This window comes from Psychrobacter sp. UBA2769 (assembly GCF_002352555.1).
Classification (GTDB): domain Bacteria; phylum Pseudomonadota; class Gammaproteobacteria; order Pseudomonadales; family Moraxellaceae; genus Psychrobacter; species Psychrobacter maritimus.
The window spans coordinates 77,026-98,003 of the sequence record NZ_DEIR01000021.1; the positions used below are offsets into that span (position 1 = coordinate 77,026).

General features: G+C 43.4%; 18 protein-coding genes. 6 read left to right on the forward strand and 12 right to left on the reverse strand.

Features of this window, described 5'->3' with window-relative positions:
- Window positions 1-2: 2 nt before the first annotated feature.
- Entirely contained in the window at window positions 3-1,058 is a 1,056-nt protein-coding gene (locus tag B3Q63_RS10500; RefSeq protein ID WP_296176407.1) for a polysaccharide biosynthesis/export family protein, read from the reverse strand.
- A gap of 409 nt (window positions 1,059-1,467) precedes the next feature.
- Here B3Q63_RS10500 and rluB point away from each other — a divergent pair, with 409 nt between their 5' ends.
- Window positions 1,468-2,394, forward strand: a complete 927-nt coding sequence (gene rluB, locus B3Q63_RS10505; protein WP_201562495.1) for a 23S rRNA pseudouridine(2605) synthase RluB — start codon at window positions 1,468-1,470, stop codon at window positions 2,392-2,394.
- Between the two features lie 126 nt (window positions 2,395-2,520).
- Here the strand turns inward: rluB and B3Q63_RS10510 are convergent, their stop codons facing one another.
- The 3 genes from B3Q63_RS10510 to B3Q63_RS10520 all read right to left on the reverse strand — a co-directional run bounded on the left by B3Q63_RS10510 (window position 2,521) and on the right by B3Q63_RS10520 (window position 4,805).
- Window positions 2,521-3,078, reverse strand: coding sequence for a hypothetical protein (locus tag B3Q63_RS10510; RefSeq protein ID WP_296176410.1), 558 nt, complete (start codon window positions 3,076-3,078; stop codon window positions 2,521-2,523).
- Window positions 3,079-3,116: 38 nt separating this feature from the next.
- Window positions 3,117-3,812 carry a hypothetical protein gene (locus B3Q63_RS10515; protein ID WP_296176413.1) on the reverse strand — a complete coding sequence of 232 codons (696 nt, stop codon included), beginning with the start codon at window positions 3,810-3,812 and terminating at the stop codon, window positions 3,117-3,119.
- A gap of 237 nt (window positions 3,813-4,049) precedes the next feature.
- A complete protein-coding gene (locus B3Q63_RS10520) occupies window positions 4,050-4,805 on the reverse strand; it encodes a hypothetical protein (protein ID WP_296176415.1) in 756 nt (251 codons plus the stop codon).
- A gap of 211 nt (window positions 4,806-5,016) precedes the next feature.
- Here B3Q63_RS10520 and B3Q63_RS10525 point away from each other — a divergent pair, with 211 nt between their 5' ends.
- Window positions 5,017-5,619 (forward strand): LysE/ArgO family amino acid transporter, encoded by a 603-nt coding sequence (locus tag B3Q63_RS10525; RefSeq protein ID WP_271134256.1) that lies wholly within the window; start codon window positions 5,017-5,019, stop codon window positions 5,617-5,619.
- Window positions 5,620-5,709: 90 nt separating this feature from the next.
- Here the strand turns inward: B3Q63_RS10525 and B3Q63_RS10530 are convergent, their stop codons facing one another.
- The 4 genes from B3Q63_RS10530 to B3Q63_RS10545 form a co-directional block, all read right to left on the reverse strand.
- Window positions 5,710-7,092, reverse strand: coding sequence for an NAD(P)-binding domain-containing protein (locus B3Q63_RS10530; protein WP_296176419.1), 1,383 nt, complete (start codon window positions 7,090-7,092; stop codon window positions 5,710-5,712).
- 284 nt (window positions 7,093-7,376) lie between these two features.
- A complete protein-coding gene (locus B3Q63_RS10535) occupies window positions 7,377-8,018 on the reverse strand; it encodes a MarC family protein (RefSeq protein WP_183621221.1) in 642 nt (213 codons plus the stop codon).
- A gap of 249 nt (window positions 8,019-8,267) precedes the next feature.
- Window positions 8,268-9,128 carry a carboxylating nicotinate-nucleotide diphosphorylase gene (gene nadC, locus B3Q63_RS10540; protein WP_296176422.1) on the reverse strand — a complete coding sequence of 287 codons (861 nt, stop codon included), beginning with the start codon at window positions 9,126-9,128 and terminating at the stop codon, window positions 8,268-8,270.
- Between the two features lie 203 nt (window positions 9,129-9,331).
- Window positions 9,332-10,396 (reverse strand): NUDIX hydrolase, encoded by a 1,065-nt coding sequence (locus tag B3Q63_RS10545; RefSeq protein ID WP_296176425.1) that lies wholly within the window; start codon window positions 10,394-10,396, stop codon window positions 9,332-9,334.
- A 354-nt stretch (window positions 10,397-10,750) separates the two neighbouring features.
- On the opposite strand from B3Q63_RS10545, the gene nadA reads away from it, so the two are divergent.
- From nadA to B3Q63_RS10560, 3 genes are all read left to right on the forward strand, one after another.
- On the forward strand, window positions 10,751-11,890 hold the full coding sequence (gene nadA, locus B3Q63_RS10550) for a quinolinate synthase NadA (RefSeq protein WP_296176427.1): 1,140 nt from the start codon (window positions 10,751-10,753) through the stop codon (window positions 11,888-11,890).
- 1 nt (window position 11,891) lies between these two features.
- Window positions 11,892-13,787, forward strand: a complete 1,896-nt coding sequence (gene nadB, locus B3Q63_RS10555) for an L-aspartate oxidase (RefSeq protein ID WP_296176430.1) — start codon at window positions 11,892-11,894, stop codon at window positions 13,785-13,787.
- 78 nt (window positions 13,788-13,865) lie between these two features.
- Window positions 13,866-14,759: a phosphatidate cytidylyltransferase gene (locus tag B3Q63_RS10560; protein ID WP_296176432.1), complete on the forward strand. Its 894-nt coding sequence runs from the start codon at window positions 13,866-13,868 to the stop codon at window positions 14,757-14,759.
- A 7-nt stretch (window positions 14,760-14,766) separates the two neighbouring features.
- Here the strand turns inward: B3Q63_RS10560 and B3Q63_RS10565 are convergent, their stop codons facing one another.
- From B3Q63_RS10565 to B3Q63_RS10575, 3 genes are read right to left on the reverse strand one after another with little or no spacing between them, the layout of a single operon-like run.
- Window positions 14,767-15,579: an SDR family NAD(P)-dependent oxidoreductase gene (locus tag B3Q63_RS10565; RefSeq protein ID WP_296176434.1), complete on the reverse strand. Its 813-nt coding sequence runs from the start codon at window positions 15,577-15,579 to the stop codon at window positions 14,767-14,769.
- Entirely contained in the window at window positions 15,576-16,778 is a 1,203-nt protein-coding gene (locus tag B3Q63_RS10570) for a patatin-like phospholipase family protein (RefSeq protein ID WP_296176437.1), read from the reverse strand. The genes B3Q63_RS10565 and B3Q63_RS10570 overlap by 4 nt, the downstream gene beginning before the upstream one ends.
- Window positions 16,771-19,530: an alpha/beta fold hydrolase gene (locus tag B3Q63_RS10575; RefSeq protein ID WP_296176440.1), complete on the reverse strand. Its 2,760-nt coding sequence runs from the start codon at window positions 19,528-19,530 to the stop codon at window positions 16,771-16,773. The genes B3Q63_RS10570 and B3Q63_RS10575 overlap by 8 nt, the downstream gene beginning before the upstream one ends.
- A gap of 223 nt (window positions 19,531-19,753) precedes the next feature.
- Here B3Q63_RS10575 and B3Q63_RS10580 point away from each other — a divergent pair, with 223 nt between their 5' ends.
- The gene (locus tag B3Q63_RS10580; RefSeq protein ID WP_296176444.1) at window positions 19,754-20,662 is read left to right on the forward strand and encodes a lysine exporter LysO family protein; all 909 of its coding nucleotides are present in this window, start codon (window positions 19,754-19,756) and stop codon (window positions 20,660-20,662) included.
- Between the two features lie 24 nt (window positions 20,663-20,686).
- On the opposite strand, the gene B3Q63_RS10585 is transcribed toward B3Q63_RS10580, so the two are convergent.
- A partial coding sequence (locus B3Q63_RS10585) for a hypothetical protein (protein ID WP_296176442.1) occupies window positions 20,687-20,978 on the reverse strand: 292 nt, incomplete at its 5' end.

Sequence of the window (20,978 nt, forward strand, 5' to 3'; positions counted from 1 at the left end):
ATCTATAAGCCTGAAAGAATACTAACTGCTGAAGTCGATGGTAGTATGGCACTGATAACACGATTCCAACGCGTCAAGCCAGTGGGGTCAACGTAGACAATATCATTCGCATGCATCTCAAACCGATTAGCAAGCGCGAAACTGGTAATCGTCTGCATATCAACGTAGTAGATATCCGTAGTTCTAGTATTTAGATTGTCACGTACCACATATATTTTGGCTGCATTGGCCGTATTAGAATCAAGACCTTTAGACTCACCTAAAACCTGAGCCAAACTAATACCTTGCTCTAAAATAGGCACAGGTTCTACTTGTCCAAACTCTCCTAGGACATATACCTTATTACGGTCTTGGCTGTTCACATGAATAGAATCACCATCTTGCAGATAGATTTGATTGGCTGATGTCCCTAGCTGACGCAACGATTGTAACCCTATATTGTAGCTTACCCCTTTGCGGTTAAACACAATATTATTCGAGTCGCCAGTAGATGTTGCGCCGCCGGCCATAGAGATCGCACTATACAACGAGACTGGTGCATCAGCAATCGCAAATTCGCCCGGCTGCTTCACGGCCCCATCAATGAAAAATTTATTGCCACGGTAGTTAACAATTTTAACCTGTGGGTCTGAATACTTAAGATAGCGTTGAAGCTGTTTTTGTAAATTGGCGGTAAATTGCGGCACACTCATGCCACTAGCCTTAATACGTCCAACCAATGGGAACTGAACAAAACCTTGTTGATCAACAGGATAACCTGCTGCATAAGGATTAGTAACGTCGCCAGCTGGAAGTGGTGTAATATTAGGATAACCCGTAAGTACAATACTAAGAATATCGCCTTCAGAGATACGATAATCCGCTCGACCAGAATTTCTTATTAACTGGGTCAAATCTCTATTTGGGATAACGACCTTTTTCGGTGGCAGCGTCGCTAGGTTCAATGGTTGAATATTAAAATGCAAACCATTTTCAGCGATAAATGTCCCGCTTGGTGGCAGCTCACCTGCTTGAAGTCCTGCGTTGATGCTAGAGCAGCCTGAAACCAGGCTAATCATGAGTAGACACGCTACACTTAATAACTTTGATGAATTGAAAAACATAGAAAAACCTTTATAAATCATAGGTATAAGTAGCGTCCACTGATAAACCAATTAAGACAACTATACTAAAGGGCTATATTAGCTACAAAAAAACAAAGCCATAATAACATAGGTGGTTAAATATTGAATAATAATGGGCTGTTTTTGGCAAAAATTACGTAAGAGTAACAATTAATTTATACTTGCTTTCGTCAAATACAGAAACCTTGTTTAAACCCATAACTATCTAATAAAACATAACTTATTGCCAATAACGATAGCCTTAAAAAATTTCTCTTAAACAAAGCTTTGATAAATAGCGTATAATAGTCAGTCCGAATTTACACATTGAGAAATGTGAACCCACCGATTCAAGGAAATCGTTATGAAAGATGAAAAACTCCAAAAGGCCCTCGCCCGTATGGGACTTGGCTCACGTCGTCAGATGGAAGAAGTGATCAAGGCAGGTCGCGTGACCGTTAATAATGGTCCTGCGACTATCGGCGACCGTGTCGAACAAGGCGATGAGATTCGTGTTGATGGTCGTCAAATCAAGTACACTGCCGAAAATGAAAAGCGTCGTCGTGTTTTAGCGTATTACAAGCCTGAAGGCGAAGTGTGTTCTGCCAATGATCCAGAAGGCCGTCCAACAGTCTTTGAGCGGTTGCCAAAGTTGACTCATGACCGCTGGGTAATGGTTGGTCGCTTGGATATTAACTCTACTGGTCTGCTATTATTTACCAATGATGGCGAAATGGCGCATCGCTTAATGCATCCGTCTAGCGAAGTGACACGTGAATATGCCGTGCGTGTGCTTGGTGAAGTGACACCAGATATCGCTCGTACGTTAACGTCTGGCGTCATGTTAGAAGATGGTATGGCACAGTTTGAAGATATTAAAGAAGGCGGCGGTGAAGGCGTCAATAAGTGGTATCACGTCAAGCTAAAAGAAGGTCGTAACCGCGAAGTACGTCGTTTATTTGAGTCGCAAGGTCTTAAAGTTAGCCGTCTGCTGCGTACACGTTATGGTACGATTATCTTACCAAAAGAGCTACGTACCGGTCGTTTCTTAGAGCTTGATAAAAAAGACATCAATACCTTGACGGATTTAGTGAGCTTACGCCCCCGTCACGGTACAGGTCTGCATGGTGCAGCTAAAGAAAAGCAAGAACGTATTAAAAACAAGCCGCTTAAAGCACGTCGTACGGACACTCGTAGCGATAGCCGTCCTAGCAGCGCAAAACCTAAGAGCAGTGCTAGTCCTGCCAGTCGCGGCACCCGTAATACCCGTGACCGTAACAACAAGCGTTAATCGGATTAATTTAACCTTACTTTGAATCTTTTATAAATTTGAAGTAGTTAATAAAAAAAGCGGTCAATGATTCATTCATTGACCGCTTTTTTATGCGTTTTCTTAATAACGTTACTACCCCAAAGCTTAGCTATCATGACTATTAATATAGTTCTTCATGACTCGTAATTTCTGCAACTGCTGCGTATCCATTTGTTCTAACAGTTTATCTAAACGTTGTTCTATATTATTTAAGACTTGTTGCAATAACTCACTGGCTTCAGCTTTTTTTTGCTGATTCATCTCATTATTACTTCTATTTATATTTACTAGCTGATAATGACTGGCCAGCATTTCAGGCAAACGAGTATGCAACATTTTATTTAACACAAACTGCTGTTCTGTGACCGCAGGCGTTTTATTCTGAGCTTGTCGTGTTTTTTGATAAGATTGATAGCTGCCGACCTTTTCATCGATACGTTGTAGTTGACGTAGTTGCTTATCTGGCAATACCTTTAAGTGCTTTTTATTTAAAGTTAGCTGCTGCCAATTTACCGCAGATAGTGCCAATGGCGTATTATTATCTTGATACGTAAGCACACCTGGGGTAATGCCGACCATTTTATGCAATGCGTGCCAGCCCTTTCTACCTAGATAAATGGTAGTGACTGTCGTCACAATGCCAACGCCGATTAAAACACTCATATACGCCTAACCTTTATTTAGCTCATACGATTGGGTAATTACAGTTTAATATTTTTAGCATTCGTATTCGCGCTTTTGCCACTTGCATCAGTTGGAATTTCAAGCGCTTCGATTTCTCTATTACTATGATTAATAATGGTACTATCGGCATTATTATTAAGTCCCTGAATATCCGCATTAACGGTAGGATTGTTAAAACGTTTTTGCAAATATCGATTGGTTGCAAGTAACTTTTGCCCATCTTGATGATAGGAAGCATTCAATAAGTCATCAAACTGAGTATTAATCGTGCTTAACACATCTAACAATGCTTCTTTACCAGTGACATTGGAGTGCTTAATTTTAGTGCTATCAGCAAGCGCGCCGTCCCCCACATCTAAGTCATGTAAGCGGCGATAATCAGCCACCGCTAGTGGCACATGCCTATCCATTAGATTTTGAATCATGACATAGGTTTCGTTGACGGTATCTTTATCATCAATTTTGCCATCATTATTGGTATCACCATAAATGACACGCAGCTTCTCACCTTTTTCATTGATTTGATCAAGCGCTGTTTTGACCTCAGCAGGCAAGCTTTTTTCAGGAATATAACCCAATTGCGGCATCGCTTTGTACTCAAGCATTTTGGGCGCAGTGACTTTTTTAATACCACGATATCCTAGGTACAACCCAGCTGCTGGTAGCACTCCATATAGAATAAACATGACAAACATCGCAGTCAATTGGGTCATTAAGTTGTCCTTATTGCTTAGCAAAATTGTTATGGCACTTTTCTTATTATTCTTAATAAACTTATTATTTTGAATAAAAATCGATAGCTATCATTAAACAAAAAAATAAGGCTCTATTAAAGCCCTATATTGTTATACATTGAATCGATTGTGTCTAATCATGCTGATTTATATTACTTTCATAACGCCAATTCAAAGTCCATGAGTAAAAGCCCATAATTAAAAAGCAAGCAACCACTAGCTTTGGGTTCGGCTTTTAACATAACGGTGCGTTGAGGCCAGTTTATTCATCACCGTTTGGTGGAGCTCATCTAGTAATTCATCAAGCTCATAGTCAATCTCTAAAAACAAATCGGTCAACATATCGCCTGCGGTCATTTTACCTTGCACCATATTATTTTTGGTACGATGCGGACTAAAGCGTTGCAGCTGTTCATAGTGATGTAGCGCCTCAGGGATACTCTCAGACACCAGCTTGTCGATAACAAACTGGCGCTCATTATGTTGTTGCTGTTGCTCAGCATTGAGCTCGCTACTCCACTCACGGTAGCGCTTTAACTTACCATTAATCCTATCTAGTATCGCAACGGCCTCAATAGGCATAGCATTTAGGGTGGCCTCATCGACCACATCAACAAGCTCAGTCATAATCGGACAGCGTCCATGTTTGAGATACCATAACGTATCAGGGTCAAAAGGAGGGCGATTGGTCGGGCGCATCTGAGCACGATTGGCTAAATAGCGATCGGTCAATGGCGTTGCCGAGCGGATATCATTTACTTGTGCTAACGCAGCGCAAATACGATCCGCACGCTCAGGCGGCGTAAGCGTAAAACGTTGGCTGCTCGCTTGAGTCTGCTCATTATCGGCTGCTTTATCATTAGACGTACTATCACCACTACTTGCCATTTTCTGAGCATTTTTAGCCGCGAGTGTTGGCAGGTCTTGAGCTTGCCCAAATGACTGTAGCATTCTTGCCAAACTTACGACCATAACTGACTCTGCTCCTCTTCCAGTGCATTCATATTTTGCTCGTACTGCGTTTATTCATATTGCATCGATTTATTCAATAGCGTATCTTAACAGCTTTTTACGGCGCTGCCAGTAAGCAAAATGTCAATATTCTCACATCGCAATCTCTCAAATCATGTGAAAGACAAAACTCTAAAAACACCAAATCTTAAAAAATTATAAGCGCACTATTATGAATGCTCCCGATTATATTTCTGGCTTCTTACTTGGGCTATCGCTCATCATTGCCATCGGCTCACAAAATGCCTTTGTCCTCAAACAAGGACTGAAACGCGAACATATCTTTTTCGTCTGCTTATTTTGCGCGGTCAGTGATGCGCTGCTAATCTCTGCTGGTGTTGGCGGCTTTGGCGCAGTAACGGCTCGCTACCCGCAAGCCGTCAACATTGCCAAAATTGCTGGCGTCATATTTTTGCTGGCTTATGGCATCCAAAGCTTGTATGCGAGTGTGCGCTTATCACACGCGCTTACCATCGACGGTCAAGTTATCACCAGTTTAAAAAAAGCGCTGTTATTATGCTTTGGCTTTACTTGGCTTAATCCGCACGTCTATCTAGATACATTGGTGCTCGTCGGCATGGTTTCAACAGGGGCAACTAGCAAAGTCGTATTTGCCGCTGGTGCGGTCAGTGCCTCTTTCTTTTTCTTCTTTGCACTTGGTTATGGTGCACGATTACTTAGACCGCTATTTGCCAAACCAAAAGCCTGGAATATACTCGATGCTTTAGTCGGTTTTCTGATGCTGTATTTGGCTTGGCATCTATATCAAAGTTAATGAAGCGTAATAAATAAACGCAGCTTATAAAACAAAAAAACCAAACACATTACATGTTTGGTTTTTTATTTTGAAACTAATGACTTCTTATTAGGACGCTTTTTTGCGCTTTTTAGGCTTAACAAAGGTTAAGTTTAAAAAATGCTCTAGCGAATCATCAAGAATATCTAACCATGGCTCTGGTAGCTCAGGAGATAGCGTTCCAGTTAAAGTAGAACGATAGGCCTTTTCTCTAAAGGTCATGATATTCTCAGCTTTATCTTTTTGCCATTCCTTTAAAATCTCGCCCTGCTCTTCTACCGCAAACTCTGGATAATCGGTGCCATTGGTCAAGTCACGGATATAAGCAGCCTGAAAATCAATGGAATCACTGACCGTCACGCACTTAGCATAAGTCGCCAACCACTTTTGCTCATCTGCTTCACGAGTCGCCAAATCAGGCAAGTCGATATCGCCCAGCATCACATCACGTGCGTACCACGCTTGCGCATCAAACATATTAAAGGTGAAGTACTGATCTTGCATACCTAAATAAATCAGCTTTGGGTTCGGCTGCCAAAAAATACCTTTATATAAGTTGGCTGGGTATAAGCAGTTGTGCGTCTGCAAACGCAGCTCATCTGGCATGAATGGAAAATGGAACAAGTAACCCGTACACATAATGATAGCGTCAAAGCTTTGGCTCGTACCATCAGCAAAATGTGCCACATCATCTTCAAAATGTGTCACTAATGGCACTTCTTTAATACCATCAGGCCAGTCGTAACCTAGCGCTTGTGTGCGATAGCTAATCGTGACTGATTTGGTGCCATACTTGTAGCACTGCGTGCCAATGTCTTCGGCAGAATAGCTGCTACCGATAAGTAAGATATCTTCGTCTTTAAACTCTAATGCGTCACGGAAATCATGAGCGTGTAAAATACGACCGGGGAACGCTTCTAAACCTTCAAAGTATGGCATATTTGGCGTTGAGAAATGACCGGTCGCAACCACGACATAATCAAACTCTTCCACTTCTTGCTCATCGGTTTTGTGGTTCATTACCGTCACGGTGAATTTTTGCGTTTCATCATCAAATGACACCCAACGTACTGGGCACTCAAAGCGGATGTATTTTTGAATATCTTGCTTATCGATACGACCCATGATGTAGTCTTTTAGGACTTCACGTGGTGGATATGATGGGATAGGTTCACCAAAATGCTCATCGAACGAATAATCGGCAAACTCTAAACACTCTTTAGGGCCATTCGACCATAAATAGCGATACATACTACCGTGGACAGGCTCACCGTTTCTGTCTAAACCTGTGCGCCAGCTGTAATTCCACATACCGCCGATAGCGTTTTGCTTTTCATAACAAACTATCTCAGGCAAGTTCTTTGCACCAGCCAAACGAGCTGCTTCAAAAGCACGCAACTGCGCCAAACCACTTGGACCTGCACCTAAAATAGCAATCCTTTTCTTACTCAAAACTAACTCCTATGAAATTATCGTACTCCTATTATAACATAATTTCATAATTGACGTTTTTTGCTGATACTTTTGGTAATTGATCATAGGTCTTAAAATCAGCAATTAATTTTAAAATTTGCTTAGGAGATAATCTTTTAGGAGGCAGTCTTTTAGCAAGTAGACAGGAGGTTTTTGATGAATGCTATCTTTTGGCGAGTGATAGGCTGCAATTTTGATAGAATATAGCTTGTGAGAGCCGTTATTAAAAAGCCAGATAAAAGCAATGAGCACTTAGGAATTAATCACACTAAATCAGGAAATAAGGTGCGTAAACCATTAACGATGATTTCGATAGCAACTGCCGCGAGCAACATACCCATGATTCGGCTCATGATGTTTAAGCCTGTATCGCCTAATAAACGACTGATACGACCTGCCGCCATCAAGGCTAAATAACAGAATAAACTGATAAACAAACCCGCAATCAAAATAGCAGAGACTTGCAAAATACCAGAGACTTGCGAGGAGTAAATAATTACTGTTGAGATGCCACCAGGTCCAATCATCATTGGAATGGCTATAGGCACGACTGCTGCAGCCATCGTTGGTGGTGCACCGTGTAGATGATCAACATCGAAATTTTCTTGATCAGGTTTAACAGGGTTGCCTTCACCATTCATCATATTTAGGGCAATTAAAAATACTAAAATACCGCCTGCCAACTGGAACGAACCAATCGAGATACCCAGAGCTTTTAGTAGCGTTTCACCTACTATGGTAAAGAAACTGATGGTGATAAAAATGGTTAAACAAGCTACGCGCGCCACTTTACGGCGATTATTCATCGAATAACCGCGAGTTGAATCCAAAAATAACGTCAATGCGCCAAAGGGATTAATCAATACCAAAAAAGCTAAGATTATCTTGATGATTTCAGTATTCACTAAGCGCTCGCTTATCTATTGGGCAAATCGGGCAAAAGATAAGGTCGTCGTGCGCGTGTACGATGACCTTATAGTCGGTAGCAGCGGCATTGTAGCATAGGCAGATAAGCCAATTAAATCATTAACTTCGCTTAATCCTTACGCCTTACCAAATCCATAGGATATCCATACAAATCTGCCCTTTTAATAGACTATTAGTCCGAGATTTAACCTATAAAAGCGGATATAGACTCAGACTAAGCGCTAATGTTAGGCGCTAAAATCAAGCCCGATATCTAGCGCCGTTGTACTGTGCGTCAAATAACCCATGGCAATAAAATCAACACCGGTTTCTGCTACCGCTTGCACGGTTTCAGGGGTGATACCACCTGATGCTTCGGTCTTAGCACGACCTTTGCACATGGTAACCGCTTTCGATAATGTCTCGGGTGACATATTATCTAAAAGTACCAAGCTCACGCCAGAATCTAAGGCTTGCGCTAACTGCGCTAACGTATCGACTTCAACCTCAATAGGAATCAGGTGACCTGCAAAGTCTTGCGCTTGCTGAATAGCGGTCTTTATATCACCTGCAATGGCAATATGATTGTCTTTGATTAAAATCGCATCGTCCAACCCTAAACGATGGTTGCGCCCGCCGCCGCAGCGTACTGCATATTTCTGTACCGTACGTAGACCTGGGATAGTCTTACGCGTGCAGGTAATTTGCGCGGGATACTCTGCCACACTATCGACAATTTGCCGTGTTGCCGTCGCAATACCACTAAGATGAGTCATAAAGTTTAGAGCGGTACGCTCCGCTGTCAATAGATGACGCGCATTGCCACTGACAATCGCTAATACCGTACCTGCTGCAACCGTTTCGCCATCAACAACCTGAGCAGCAAACTCTATCTGAGCATCAACCAAAGCAAAAGACAGTCTTGCCAGATCCATACCGCAAATCACACCTGCTTGGCGCGCTTTGATTTGTAGTTGTGCTTGCATATCCGCTGGGATGGTTGCTTGCGACGTCACATCACCACGTCTACCCAAATCCTCAGTTAAAGCGGCTTCCACTAAGGGCTTAAGTAATACTTCATCCAATGCTGGCTCTCGTTTAACTGTCATATTTCACCCTTATTTTTGTGTGATGGCTTTTACATGGTAAATGCGCATTATTAATCCGAGCTTTATTTTATTAAGCTCAAAATGAGCATAAATATAACGTAAAGCGCCTAGCCTCGCAAGAAAAGGGCGTTATTTTATTTATTTAACAATTTATATTTAAACCTAATGGGGGAAGCGTTATGCAGGCATTAATACTATCGGCACTATTTGCGTTTGGGCAATTTACTATCCATGAGTAGGCTTTGTAGCTCAATGTCGTGACGGAAGCGATAAAGCTTGGCAGGGCGACCACGTTGAGCGCTACTACTCTGCCCCGTCTCCATTACAAGGTTTTGTGAGTCTAGCAAACGACGGAAGTTTTGCTTATGCAAGCGCACGCCTGACAACGCCTCGACGCTTTGCTGTAATTGCGATAAGGTGAAAACATCTGGCATCAAGCCAAAGATAAGCGGTCGATATTCAATCTTGGCGCGCAGACGTGAAATGGCGGTAGCAATCACGCGGCGATGATCATAATACATGGGCGCACCTATCAGCTGCGACCAATTTTCAGGTAAAGATCTGGTCTGAGCATTGGCTGAATAACTGGGTGGATAGGTCGGCGCTTCAGGGATCAGCCCCGCTTCATATAGCATCTCATAGCGTAGTAGTACGTGTTCGGCAACCCACTCTCGACTGTCGTGATTGTTATCACTCGCTGTATCAATACCAGCATTTTTATTTTCGCAATTCCCAAAATAATTGCCCGCTAAGAACGCTTCATTCAATCCCCAGCACAAACCAATGCGCTGACGACGACGCTGCTGAACGATGGCATCTGTTATGTCATTCGCCCACTCTAATAGTGCTGGCACAATGAAATCCATAATGATACTTGGCCTACCCTCTAAGTGATTTTCCCAAGGAAAATAATCATACCAATCTCGCCATAGAGCTTGGCTTTGTAGTTGCTGCGTTTGCGTCTCTTGCACCAATCCTAAGTAGCTGACATACACCAGCGCATGGCCATCGACATTGCGTCTATTGGTATCGACAAAGGTATATAGCTGCTCTAAATAACCGAGCGGCTGCTGGGTTTGTTCTTCAACCCACTGGCGCACGCCAGCTTGCAACGAGCGGTGCAATGGCATCAAGGGTCCATTGGGCAATAGCTTACCTTGATCAACGGTTAAGACCCGAGCGGTATGCTCAGTAATCGCCACCAACACGGCGACCACTTCTGTGGTGCCACTACCCTGTTGATGTGCATGTGAGTAAGACAACGTCATGATTTTAATAATTATCCTTTATCTTAAAGAATGCAGTGAAAAAGCTATAAATTATGACTTTTATAACACGGCTTAGTATAGCGTGAATCTAAAACTATCATAGCCTGCCGTTGTAAATATACCAATGGCACTGTAATAAATACTGGAAGATAAATGCAAGAACAACAGTATAAGAAACGGCGCTATTTAGAAAACACCCACACACATTTAATTCAATTTTTAAGTTAATTATAAAAAATACTTGTATTTATGCTCAAAATGAGCATAATTAAAACACTTTATTCATTTACCGTATTTAACTGTCTCATTTCTAACGACACCTCATTTGTCGTTAATGTACTAAAGGTTGCACTTATGAAAACTTATCCCTATGACGCACCCATCATGAGCAATGACAATCGCATTGCGACTCAAATGAACATCGAATATGCCAAAGCTAAAATACCGGCAGACCTGCCACGTGCGGAACGTCTCGCAGTTGAAGATAATATTAAGCAGCTGTTGAAAGAACATAATGCCGTATTAGTTGCCCATTACTACGTCGACCCTTTTATTCAAGACTTAGCATTAGCAACAGGCGGCTGTGTTGGTGACTCATTGGAGATGGCACGCTTTGGACAAGCGCATAGCGCGCAAACCTTGGTCGTCGCTGGCGTACGCTTTATGGGCGAATCGGCAAAAATACTAAGCATGGAAAAAACGGTACTGATGCCAGACTTGGAGGCTGAGTGTTCGCTTGATTTGGGCTGCCCTGCTGATGAGTTCTCCGCATTTTGTGATGCCCATCCTGAGCGTACCGTAGTGGTTTATGCCAACACTAGCGCGGCGGTCAAAGCGCGTGCTGATTGGGTTGTGACCTCATCCGTTGGTATCGATATCGTTCGTCATCTGCATGTGCAAGGCGAGCCTATCATTTGGGGCCCTGACCGTCATTTGGGTAAATACATCGCGCAAGAGACTGGCGCAGATATGCTGCTCTGGCAAGGGGCTTGCTTGGTTCATAACGAGTTTAAAGCCACTGAGCTCATGCAATTAAAAGAAGAGCATCCAGACGCTAAGGTGTTGGTACATCCTGAATCACCTGATAGTGTAGTCGCGCTGGCCGACGTGGTTGGCTCGACCAGTAAGCTGTTGCAATCGACTTATGAGATGGATGCCGATACCTTTATTGTCGCTACCGACTTGGGTATCTTGCACGAGATGCAAAAGCGCTCGCCACATAAACGTTTCTTAGCTGCGCCGACGGCTGGTGAGAGCGCCAGTTGTAAGAGTTGTGCTTTTTGCCCATGGATGGCAATGAATGGCCTAAAAGGGATTGAACAATGTCTAACTCAGCGCAGCGGTGAAGTGCTCATGACGCAAGAGCTGGCGACAGCTGCCAAAAAACCTTTACAACGCATGCTTGATTTTGCTGAAGCGCAAAAGCAGCGTGTGGCTGCAAGTGGTGACATTGTCAAAGACCGCGAATTATTTGCCAATGTTGGAGCGGCGTAATATGAACGAGGCATGGTCAGCGGATAAGGTAAATACTAATAATGCTGAGGATACTGTCCAGACAGACGTCCTTATCATTGGTGCTGGTCTTGCAGGACTAAGCACTGCTCTCGCTTTGCCAAAATCGCTAAGTGTGACAGTATTAAGTAAATCCGCGATAGAAGTGTGCTCAAGCCATTATGCCCAAGGCGGAATTGCAGCCAGCTTAGATAAGAATGACCGTGTCGCTGATCATATCGCTGATACGCTAGTCGCTGGCGCAGGATTATGTGAGACTGATAATACCACTAATATCCTCAGCGCTGGACAGCAAGCCGTACAATGGTTATGTGAACAGGGTGTGCCCTTTACCCTGATTCCGCAACAGGAAAGACAGCCATATAATAATGCAAATCCTTTAGCGGCATTACAGACTAGCGATTTGCATCTGACCAAAGAAGGTGGGCATGGCTGTCGGCGGGTCGCACATGCCGATGATGCCACTGGTCGGCATATTATGGAAGCCTTGACTCTAAAAGCGCAAGCTGCAGGTAATATTACCATTCTGCCCTACCACGAAGCACTAAGCCTTTTAAAGAATAGCGCTAATCCAAATCAGCAATGCCAAGGTGCGCGTGTTTTTGATCATGTACATCAACGTAAACTTACCTTTCATAGTCGCGCTGTCGTATTAGCGAGTGGCGGTTTAGGACAACTGTTTAAGCGTGCTAGTGCGCCGAACGTCTGTGTCGGCGATGGTGTGATGATGGCATGGCAAGCGGGCTGCCGCTTGGCTAATTTGGAATTTATTCAATTTCACCCGACTGGCTTAGCCTTAGATGACAGTAGCTTTCTGATATCTGAAGCACTGCGCGGTGAAGGTGGGCGGCTATATTGTCCGCAAACGGGCAAACGTTTTATGCTCGATGTTGATAAGCGTGCAGAACTGGCACCGCGCGATATCGTCGCCCGTGCAATCGCTGAGCAAATTAATAAGAATGGACTTGGCTATGTACATCTTGATGTCAGTCACTTGCCAGCGGAGTTTTTACAAGAACATTTTCCGCAAATTTATCAAACGCTACTAGAGCTTGGCATTGATATCACTACTGACCCCATTCCAGTTGCCCCTACCGCTCACTATAGCTGCGGCGGTGTAGTGACGTCTGCCAATGGTTTGACCGATGTGGTAGGGCTTTATGCTGCTGGTGAGGTTGCTTATACAGGTCTGCATGGAGCAAACCGCTTAGCAAGTAATTCACTGTTGGAATGCGTAGTAGTTGGGCGCAATATCGCCGCTGACTTGCCGCGCTATTTAGCAGCAATAGAAACGTTAGAGACAACTTTACCTCATGATAATTTAGACAAATTAATCCATGACATGTGGATAGCGCCAACACTTAAAAATAGTCAGCGCATTACCTTGCCATCGCCTATTGAATATGAAAGCAACTCTAATGGCAATCACAACGACAACGTTAATACGGATGCTGATATCACTGCAATAACCGCAGAACTAAAAGCTTTGATGACCTCTCATATGGGTATTACCCGTGATGCTCAGCTGTTAGAACAAGCACTTTTACAAATACAGCAATGGCAACAACAGCTTAACTGTTATGACTCTAATCAGCTAGATATCGACAATAAAGATAACGCTACTATTTTGAATGAGCTGCCCTACTTTCAATTAGCAAGACAATTACAATTAGCGACCTTGATTATTCAATCTGCTTATCAGCGTCGTGAGAGCCGCGGTGGCCATTACAGAAAAGACTACCCTGACTTAACAAGCACACCTCGGACGAGCGTGATTGAGCCATTATCAAAGTTGAAAGAAGGTGGTATTGATTGGTTGATTCAGCCTATAATCGATGATACAGAGGCTGAATCGGTATATACAGTTGCTAACGCCTAACAGCAGTTATGCGTTGCCACTTCAGCCATAAAAAAACGGTGGGTTACCGTTCTCTATCGACCTCAAAGTGCTAAAAACATGGCTTCTGACTTACGGTTTGTGATGGTTCTAATGATAGTCGTGAGTTCGGTTTGGGCTATGCTTGCCCTACCTCCCTTGCGTCAGCGCTTACCGAAAATCTACTTGATAGCACGCTCATGGTGGCTCATGTTAGCAGCGCTTTGCGCTTGTTATGTTATCGCTAAGATAACTGATAATAGTCAACACCTACACTCTCGCACATACCCCTATCAGTGGTTGCTGATCGCTTTTTTCTTGTTGATTGGTGTGCGTGGCGGCTACGAGATTAAACGATTATGGCACCTACCTAGTAAAGCTAGGCTTATTAGTAAGCTTCAAGCGCGTGGCTTGCAACCAAATACTCAGCCTTTTATAAGAACTTCTTCTGATTCTAAGCAAGCCTATACACATTTAAAATTCTTAGACTTGCTGTTTAGTTCTGTCTTTATCGCATTGATTATCAGCTTGATTGCCTTACAGCAATTAACGTGGCAGCGCGAACAATATGGCATTTTATTTTTTGTATTATTTGCCAGCCAATTTAATGATATTGCACAGTATCTATGCGGACGATTGCTTGGTCACAAAATCTTTAAGCGCGGTCTTGCTCCAACCATCAGCCCGAATAAAAGTATCGAAGGTGCTCTCTTTGGTAGTGTGTTAGCAGCGATATTGGCCACATTATTAGGCATCTGGCTCACTTCTTTTAGCTGGTGGATTTGCTTGTTGGCCGCCTATGGTTTAGCAGTAAGTGGTATCGCTGGAGACTTATTAGAATCCGCCTTTAAACGTCAGCACGGAGTAAAAGACACGGGTACTATGCTCGCTGGACATGGCGGCGTATTGGATAGAATAGATAGTCTGCTGATTGGTGTGCCATTATTTACCTTGTTTTATTGGCTGCTTGGCTAAGCTGTTATCAAGTGGTTTTATCCAATTTACTTCGCAATATCCTATTAAGCAAAGGCTTAGGTAAATGATTGAGCGCCCGAGTGATATAGCGCATAGAGCGTGGAAATATTGCCAGCTCAATATCTTTATCAATTGTCTGCATAATCTTCTCAACCGCCGTTTGCGTCTTTATTATAAATGGCTTATTGCTAGCATCACCATTATTTAAATCACGTAATGCTTGGGTGTCGATATAGCCTGAGGCGATGCAGTTTACTTGGATATGATAAGGCGCAAGTGCTGCACGATAGGCGCTAGCATTGGCAATCATCGCACGTTTGCTTTTGGCATAAAGACTGGCGTAAGGATAATCCATAGTACCGGCGATAGAAGCGATACAAATTAGGCTTAGGCTGCTGTTTTCGTTGAAATCCAACGCACAGCTTTGGTGCTTTAATTGCTCACTTGCCCATCTAAAAACCTGCTCAAACGCTTGCAGGTTAATCGCTAGCATTTGATTACTGTCCGCTTGACTCAGATGGTGAACACGCTCATTGGTATAACTACCCGCACTATAAATCACTCTTTGAAAACTGATATTTGACAAGCTCTCTAACAAACTTTGTGTTTGCGCGTTATCAGTCAAATCACAGCAATAAGTAATAATGTTAGGATGCTGACTATTGATATTATCTATCTTCTCCATACTATGACCAACCACGCTCACTTGCCAGCCAAGCGCCTGATGATGCAGCGCCAATGCCAAACCAAGTCCACTGGTACCACCAACGACGACAATGTGTGGTTTATCTATTGAGGCGGGCTTTGTGGCATTCTTCATAGACTATGCTGCTGTATGTAGTCAGCTGTACGCTGATAGCCATACTGCCATTGCGCCTGCATTTGCCGCACAAAGCCATCATAGTCACTGTGGATGAGCTCAACGGTCATTTGTCTGATGTTAAAACGCTTTTGTACATGCTGTCTTGCCAACTGCTGAGCATTATCTGCAAAAGGTAACCAATGTAGTTGATTCACTCGAGGACTGGTTTCAGCAGAATCAGCGCGTGTTAACGTTTCTATTGAATCAAAACCCTGCACCTGTGCCAAACGCTCGTTGGGGTCAAAACCAAAAACACGTTGAATGGCTGGTGCGGCAAGCCATGAATCATAACCTGCCTTGGTCTCTGCAAATACGCTATGACCCAATTGACAAGCCAGCTCAATGGGTGTGAGATTAATTACCCCGCCTAAACACCAACCAAGCGCTGCGATATGCGTCGGTGGTAGGTAATACATATCTGCCATAGAAGCACGAATCGCAGGGGCAAAATCCCATTTGGTCAGTGTTTTGACAGACTGATTGATACGTCCAGTAGCAAATGTATGAGCCGGTGAATTCAGTTTTTCTACAATGAGATCTAATGCTGCCAATCGCGGCGGAGCAAATAATAATTCTTGTAGCCTAAAATCATTGTGAAAAGCATTATCAACAGTAGTCCCTTGATTAGCTGTTGGATACAGGCGACTGGCGATAATGGCTATCTCTGGCGCGGTAGGATTACACAAATTATTATTGTGCTTGAGAGAAAAACCAGATAACCCGTCAAGCCATTGTTCTTCATTATCAACTCGAAACATCGCTAGTTGCTGCAATTCATCCAAAATCCGCTCATAGTTATCTACTTGCCGCTGTCTTTGCCCGTTAGCTTTTTGCTTTGTGAGTCGCCAGCGCTCGAAAGCTTGAGCCATATAACGTATTTTTAATCGCTTACTTGCTTCGTCTGGCGCGACATGTCTGATAGCAGTAATGACACGATACAACTCGCTGCTGCACATGAGCTCCTGCAAATCCTTGGGATCGGGCGCTAAATTAACCAAATAAGCCGATAGACTACCACCGCAAGTGCCAACAATCATATCCGGCGTCAAATCATGAGCCACCAATGCTGCATAGCTACCTAAATAATAGCCAAAACGGGAACCGCCCCCTGAAAAAAGCTGTACACGCTCATAGGGTTTGGCATGCGTATTATTCATGATTGGTTGAGGCGACTTTAATTGCCAATGACACGGTAAAAATACCAAAGCGATCGATACGCATCGCTATTTTTTGAAAGCCAGCTTTCTCAACCAACTGATCCATCTCTGCTTGTGAACGACAACGCATCACCCAATCGCTGCCACGATGATTGTTTAAGGTTTTACTGATAAATTCTTGTTCAGGATGCCAAGGCTGATTGGTATAAAGTAAATAACCACCAGATTTTAAACTATCGTAAATGCCCGCCAAAGCCGTCGTTGGTAGCATATTGTCAGAAAACAATTCAAAAACACCAGAGGCAATGGCGATATCGAATTTTGTTTCATCGATACTGCCAGTCTCTTCCTGGTCATTAATATAACTGGCAGGGTCAAAAGCATCTTTTTGACAGGCAATCACGCGATCAGCAATTTCTAGCTGCTGTGCTTTTGACTGTAACGCTTGAATATTATGCTGCTCATAATCACGTAGCTCAGCATGCAAGTCTGTAAACTCTGTCAATAAATCAAACGCATAAAAGCCATGCCCACTAGCAATATCTAGCAATCTTGGTTGGTATAACTTAGCGCTACTTTGGTTCTTATCTTCAATATCTGCTAAAGCTTGACGTGCTAGCTCTAATATATGCTCACGGCGGATACGAATACCTTGCCAACCAATATTGTTTAAGTAAAATTTATCGATTGCCTGACCAAATTTATTCTGACCACTCGGCTGATTGTAATAGACATGATCGAGCGAATGACCCGAATCAAAGCCATGCACAAGTCCAGTGGCAATGGCATCGCTGACATGACCAAATTTTTGCATCGCAAATCGGGTAATGGCAAAGCTTGGGTTAAAAGGTTTAATCGCTAAGCGATCAACCTTATCCTTACTGGCACTGTTTAGATGAGCGGCGCTCAAATCAGGCGCTTTAACCTCCGTACTGAATACCTGCTCAGCGAACTCAAGACAATCAGCGAAGACGTCAGCTTTATTGGTTTCATGAAAGATCGCATGATAGCTGTCTGGATATAATTGCCAGCGTTTATCAGTCGTATTGATGGCGTCATAAAAATCACGTTCAGCCTGCTTATCGACCACATAATCCTTGCCTGCACACAATACAAACGTCGGTACGGTAATGGCACCAGCATCATCGAGCAAGCGTTGACCCGTCGCATGAGTATCAATGAGCAAGTCAGTCGAAATGCTATTGGAGATAAGCGGGTCGGCATTGTAGGCTTGCTGTGCATCTTTATCATGAGTCAATACTTGTGCTTTGACGTAGCTGCTCACGCGTGACATCAAACCAAGTGCGCGTGCCACCTTTAACGATGGTATGGCAAAGGGTAGATACAAACGAATCTTCAATGCAGGTGTACCCAAAATCATCCCGCGGATATTGGGCGCGTAATCATGTACCCATGCTGCCGCGAGTACCGCACCGATACTACTGGCGACGATTAATGTATCCTCGATAGCAATACCAGTTTGGGCAACGACCAATTGCACAAAGTCGTTTAAATCGCGCTCTAGCTCAGTGACGCTCTCGGCGTGATCTTTGATACCGCCTGAGCGCCCATTACCGCGTGCATCCCAAGCAAATACCTGATAGCCAGCCACAGCAAACTGCTGTCCTAACTCTTCCAATCGTCCTGAATGCTCATGACCACGATGTAACAGAATGACTTGGCGCTGTTGTGTGTGTTGCTGACTGGATTGTTTTATAGCCTCTAAAGGCATCGTCAGCCAGTAACGATAATATATTGCCGTGCCATCATAAGCGTTATAACTGCTTTCACCATGAATAGTTTTTGGTGAGAACTGCCTTGATGAAGGCTGCTTTGATGACGTTTTTTGGGATGGGTCTTTATGGTTACTATCGTTAAGCAGATTTATTTTATTTTCTGCATTATTAGAGGTCGCTGACATAATATTGGATTCCAAAAGAGAAGCATTAGTAGAAGAGTGAGGTAAAGCATTATGAGCGATGAAACCATCAATGATGCCAGAAGAAGATTTTACATGGTTGGAAAAGTTTGAATGATGACAAGTGTTTTTTAAGGCGCTCAGTGTTGATTTCGGCACTGGCGGTTTACGCATTACGTATAAATTCGCCATATAACACAAGCGATTGAGGCAAGTTTTTAAGAGCAAGGCTTCTGTCAGTAGGCACAGTTGCCCTATTCTTATAGGTGATAGCAATAACGGTACTTTGACACCAACCAAGGTGCCAAGCACACCCAGCAAAAAAGCACGGTCACTTTTGCCCAAAGGCCCATGGTTGGCTCGAGTACCTAGAGCTGTATGACTGGCTATACCCAGTAGCTCGGTACCAATACTAAGACCAATCAAACCAACAATATGGCGCTGACTGTGAGATAGATTTTCTGCGGTATTTATCAGCCCAACTGGCGTTTCTTGATTATCAATATGCGGCAACAGACTGGCCAATAATGCTGTATCGGCAATAATATCGCCCAATTCATTAAGCACTGCACCAAGTTTGGATACCTGCCCGTGCTCGCGTGCCATCATGCCATCAATAGCATTGAGCGCCATACGCACAAACAATGATGACGGCATTAACAGCCATAGCGCTTGATTTTTGGCTGCGGGCTTAGCTATCACATAGGCCGTTCCCACACTCAACAATACTGCTGAAACCGTCACTTGGTTGGCGGTAACACCTTGCCCAGCTAGAGTATCGCTTATAGGACGCAATTGATCTTGGAATTGAGATTTGAGTTGATATAGCGACATAATACGTGCCAAAACGTTTGATGCCTTCAATGTAACAACAAAAGTTTGTCAGGTAAAGAATAACCAGCCACTTAGAGGTCATTTACTACTCAAACAACCGTCATATTTTGCGATGAATATGATGTGCTGATAGCCGTATTTACGAGCTAATATGATACAATCCCCAGCTTCTGAGAAATGCCCTTCCAAAAACGCCTTGTTTAAAAATGACGAGTCTGCCGACATGCAAAGCCTGATTACCCTTGTTTTGGTCTTAATGCCAATGTTTATTGGCTTTGCCATCCCCTCCAATCCCAAAATGACTAAGCTTGCTGATAAAGGCTTGTCGTACTTGGTTTATGTCATCTTAACCCTCATCGGTATTGAGCTGTCACAAGTCGAAGGGCTGGGCAGTCAAATAGGTGAAATCGCACTTTATGTCACCATCCTATCGATTTTGACAATTGGCAGTGGTTTGTTTGCTCTCATGCTGTTTGACCGCCTGCGCCCGTGGCATGCCAAAAAGCCCAGCGTCAAATCCAAAGAGCATCGCGTTAGTATTCGTGGCAGCTTGGCACAAGTAATTTGTGTGGTAATTGGCATGGTGATTGGCTATCTCTTGCCAGTAGATTATATGCCACCTGAAAACACCATGACCGCAATGCTGATGGTATTAATCTTACTGGTTGGTATTGGTCTAAAAGGCTCGGGCATTACCCTTAAAGAAGTACTGCTCAATAAACGCGGCGTTGAAATGAGCGTTATTTTTACGCTATCGGTATTGGTTGGCGGACTTGTTTTCGCGCTGATGTTTACCGATGTATCATGGACAAAAGGCTTGGCACTGGCATCAGGGTTTGGTTGGTATTCGCTATCAGCGATTATCATGACCGATGCTTATGGCGCGGTTTGGGGCAGTGTGGCGCTATTTAATGACTTGGTACGTGAGTTCTTTGCGCTATTATTTATCCCCGTCTTTATGCGCAAATATCCATCAGCAGCGGTCGGTCTTGGCGGCGCGACTAGTTTAGACTTTACCCTGCCTATTATTCAACAATCTGGCGGGCTAAAAGTCGTGCCACTGGCGATTAGTTTTGGTTTTATTATTAATATTGTCTCGCCAGTGCTGATGGTGTTGTTTTCGGCTTTTTAAAAATCAACCGTTTTTTTGACGTTATTATTCAGATTTAAATATCTCGCAGCGCTTTAGATATGGTTCATAGTTTTTCCAATCACTTGGGTTTTCTATATTCGCTAGGTCGTTGACTTGCGTACTTGCTTTGACAGTTACCCTTCTATCTTTTGACTCTATACCTGCAAGATCACTTTCGCTAAAGTCTGTAGCTATAAACGGATATCTATCTGAGCAATCATAAGTGGAGATACGATCAGAGGTAATGTGATGCTTTTCTACTAACCTATTCCTGATATTAATGGCACGGTTACGCGATAAATTATTTTTATTAGGC